This window comes from Micromonospora sicca (assembly GCF_003172935.1).
GTDB classification, from domain to species: domain Bacteria; phylum Actinomycetota; class Actinomycetes; order Mycobacteriales; family Micromonosporaceae; genus Micromonospora; species Micromonospora sicca.
Genome location: NZ_QGKS01000519.1, coordinates 1 through 2,914, shown reverse-complemented (window position 1 = coordinate 2,914; position 2,914 = coordinate 1). Strand labels below are relative to the sequence as shown.

Here is a 2,914-nt window from a genome sequence, read left to right as displayed (position 1 = left end):
TCCAAGCCTTCGGCCAGGCCACGGGAAATCTCTTCACGATCAGCCAGGGTCAACATCGCACGCACGGCGGAACATCCTGTCCCACCGAACCGCCAAGATCAAATGCTACGACCGGCTGAACCTGCCGGGACCTGCGGGGTGCGCGGTTCAACAGGTCGACGCTGGCCGGGGCGGTGATGCGCGGCGTCAATGTGTGCGGGCTCGATATCGATGCACCGTGGCTGGCGGACGGTGCACTTTTGATTAATGGTGTCGACGTCGTGCCGCTCGTCGAGGCCGAACTCAACCGGCGATTTCCTGGGCGCGAGCTGAAGCATGCCAAGGACCCGGATGACCTGCGATCGGCGTGGGCGGCGCTCGAACGGGCCTGGGCGGCCGCGGTCGACCGAGTTGGATCCATGCCCGCGGGCACCGTCGACGTCTCGATCGATGGCGAGTGGTCGTTCGCGCAGACCCTGCGCCACCTCGCGTTCGCCACCGACGCATGGCTCGGCAAGGCGATCCTGCGCCTGTCGCAGCCCTTCCATCCGCTCGGGCAGCCGCACGCCGAGTACGAGGCGGATGGATTCGATATGTCGGTCTTTGCCACGGGGCAGCCAAGTCTGGCCGAGGTGCGCGAGCTGCGTGCCGAGCGGCAGGCCATGGTGCGGGATTTCCTCGCGAGCGTCACGCCGGCGCGGCTCGCCGAGCCTCGACAAAACCCGTGGTCACCCGAACACGAGGAGCCAGTCCTGCACTGCCTCCACGTGATCTTCGACGAAGAGTGGGAGCACCTCCGCTTCGCACTGCGCGACCTCAACGCGCAGAAATAGGCCCATGTGTCCACTTGGACACGTGGAAGACCCCCATCGAAAGGACACCGACCTGCGTCACACTGCATAGTGCCGCAATATGCGGCAGATCCGGATACTGGAAGGCGGCACTGGCGGTGGCGTCAAGCAACGCAGAACTCGTTGCCCTCGGGGTCCTGCATGACGACGTGCCCGAGGACGTCGCCGTACCACTCCTCGCGGACCACCGCCGCGCCGGCGGCGACCAACTCGGGGACTTTCTGCCGGATCAGTCGGGCGCGCTCGACTATGTCCCAGGGGCCTGGACCGGCCACCCGGATATCGATATGCATACGGTTCTTGCCGGACTTGTCCTCGGGTACCTTCAGGAAACCAATGGCAGGGCCCCGGCCATCCGGGTCGACGATGGACGCGTTGTCGGGCTCGTCGAAACCGGATTCCTTGACATAGCCGAGGGCCAGCGCCCAGAAAGCAGCGATCCGCTGCGGATCGTCGGCATCGCATCCCAAGGTCCAGAAAGTCGCCATGGCGCCAACGTACGGGAGCTACGACACGCTGTCATCGGCATGTCCGGACACTCCGAGGGCTGCTGCTGGTCACGCTCCGCAGCACGCGGATCGCGGCAGAACAGTGCACTGACCTTGACTGTGCCCCTAGCGGCTTGGTGCTCCGCCATCAGACCATCTTGACGACCTGGACGGCCTGGCGGAGGCTCAGTGGGGCCTGCCACCCCGATGCTGGCAGGATGACCAAGTGCGTCGAATCGAAGCGGAATGGGTACGTCGCCTCCCGGATTTACGGCTGGATCGTGTTCTTGCGCCACAGTCGATGGAGCCGGTGGTCAGATACCACTTATCTGACGGAACAGTAAGCGCGCTGGACGAGCAGTTACAGCCCATCCAGCGGCTGTCCTTGGACGTGCCACCCACAGCAGAACTTCTTGCCGCAAGTCCGGACCTGGCGACCGTCGTCGTGACCGACACCCGTCGGGTCATCATCATGGCGGCAGGCCGACCAATCCCGGTCGAGATTGTGGCAGCCGATTCCGCGACGTTGCTACCGGGCGGCCGCCTGCTGGTCACCGCGCCGATACTCGAACGGCTGACGTACAAAGGCCGCGAGTACGACACCAAGGGCGAGCATCTGGTATTGCTGGTGGATCTAGGCTCGGGACATGTCCTGGACCAGGCCGTTCTAGATGCGGTGGACGCCAGTGTGACCACCGTGCCTCATCCGCACGACGGATCGGTAGTCCTGGATGCAGCCATGGGTCAGGATGGCGCTTTGATCTATGTCGCGCAGGTGCTGGACGACAGGCTCAAGGTGGCGCTTGTTGCCGAGAATGTGATCGCGGCGAGCTTCGCACCGTCCGGAGATCGCCTGCTGCTCACGCGTCACCCCAGCTTCGATAACCAGATATCCGTCCTGGAATGGCCGAGTCGGCGTCCCCTTGCTCGGCTCCACGCGGACGATATGGAAATCGAAGGTCTTGCATTTTTCCTGTACGGATGTTTCCTGAGCGACCGGCGGGTACTCCTCATGACCTACGAACACGGGCTGTTGCTGTGCACCGGCGAGCTCAATCCTGTGGGGTGGATCAGCCTGAATCCGCCCTTTCAGGCAAGGGACGTGGAGGTGTCGACAATGCGCGGTGTCGCAGAGGCCGTGTTCGGTGTTGCAGAGGACGTGTTCGCTGCCGACATCCGGGATGGGAAGTCCCTCTCTTGGACCCTTTGGCGAATCCCGCCTTCGAGAGTCGATGCAGACTGAGACGTATCGGAGGCATGTTGTCACGGAACCCGGATCGACTGCTGGCCGCGGTGTCCCCGGCCTCGCAGCCCACGCATGGCGCCTTACCCGGAGCCCTTCACGACGCACTCTATTCGGCACGAGCGGACGCTGACCGGGCGCGCGGTCGGCGGCAGTTGAGCGCGCTGCTCCGCTCGTCGACAAGAGTCGCTCCGCGCGGCGTGGCTGAACCTGGACATCAGCGAGCGGGATGATGCGGACGTGGCCAATGACAGCGGTTATCTGCTCGACAATCAGCAGGCGGAAGCGGGGACTCGCTTTGGCGCCCTGGCGGCGCTGTTCAACCCTTCCACGTTTCGGCACATCAACGCGCT

General features: G+C 64.2%; 3 protein-coding genes. 2 read left to right on the top strand and 1 reads right to left on the bottom strand.

Annotation, left to right across the window (positions count from 1 at the left end; genetic code table 11):
* Positions 1-176 precede the first annotated feature (176 nt).
* Positions 177-812: a DinB family protein gene (locus DKT69_RS36860; RefSeq protein WP_109805966.1), complete on the top strand. Its 636-nt coding sequence runs from the start codon at positions 177-179 to the stop codon at positions 810-812.
* 122 nt (positions 813-934) lie between these two features.
* Here DKT69_RS36860 and DKT69_RS36855 read toward each other — a convergent pair whose 3' ends face one another.
* Positions 935-1,318 carry a VOC family protein gene (locus DKT69_RS36855; RefSeq protein ID WP_109805965.1) on the bottom strand — a complete coding sequence of 128 codons (384 nt, stop codon included), beginning with the start codon at positions 1,316-1,318 and terminating at the stop codon, positions 935-937.
* A 226-nt stretch (positions 1,319-1,544) separates the two neighbouring features.
* On the opposite strand from DKT69_RS36855, the gene DKT69_RS36850 reads away from it, so the two are divergent.
* Positions 1,545-2,561 (top strand): WD40 repeat domain-containing protein, encoded by a 1,017-nt coding sequence (locus DKT69_RS36850; RefSeq protein WP_146231323.1) that lies wholly within the window; start codon positions 1,545-1,547, stop codon positions 2,559-2,561.
* The last annotated feature ends 353 nt before the right edge of the window (positions 2,562-2,914 follow it).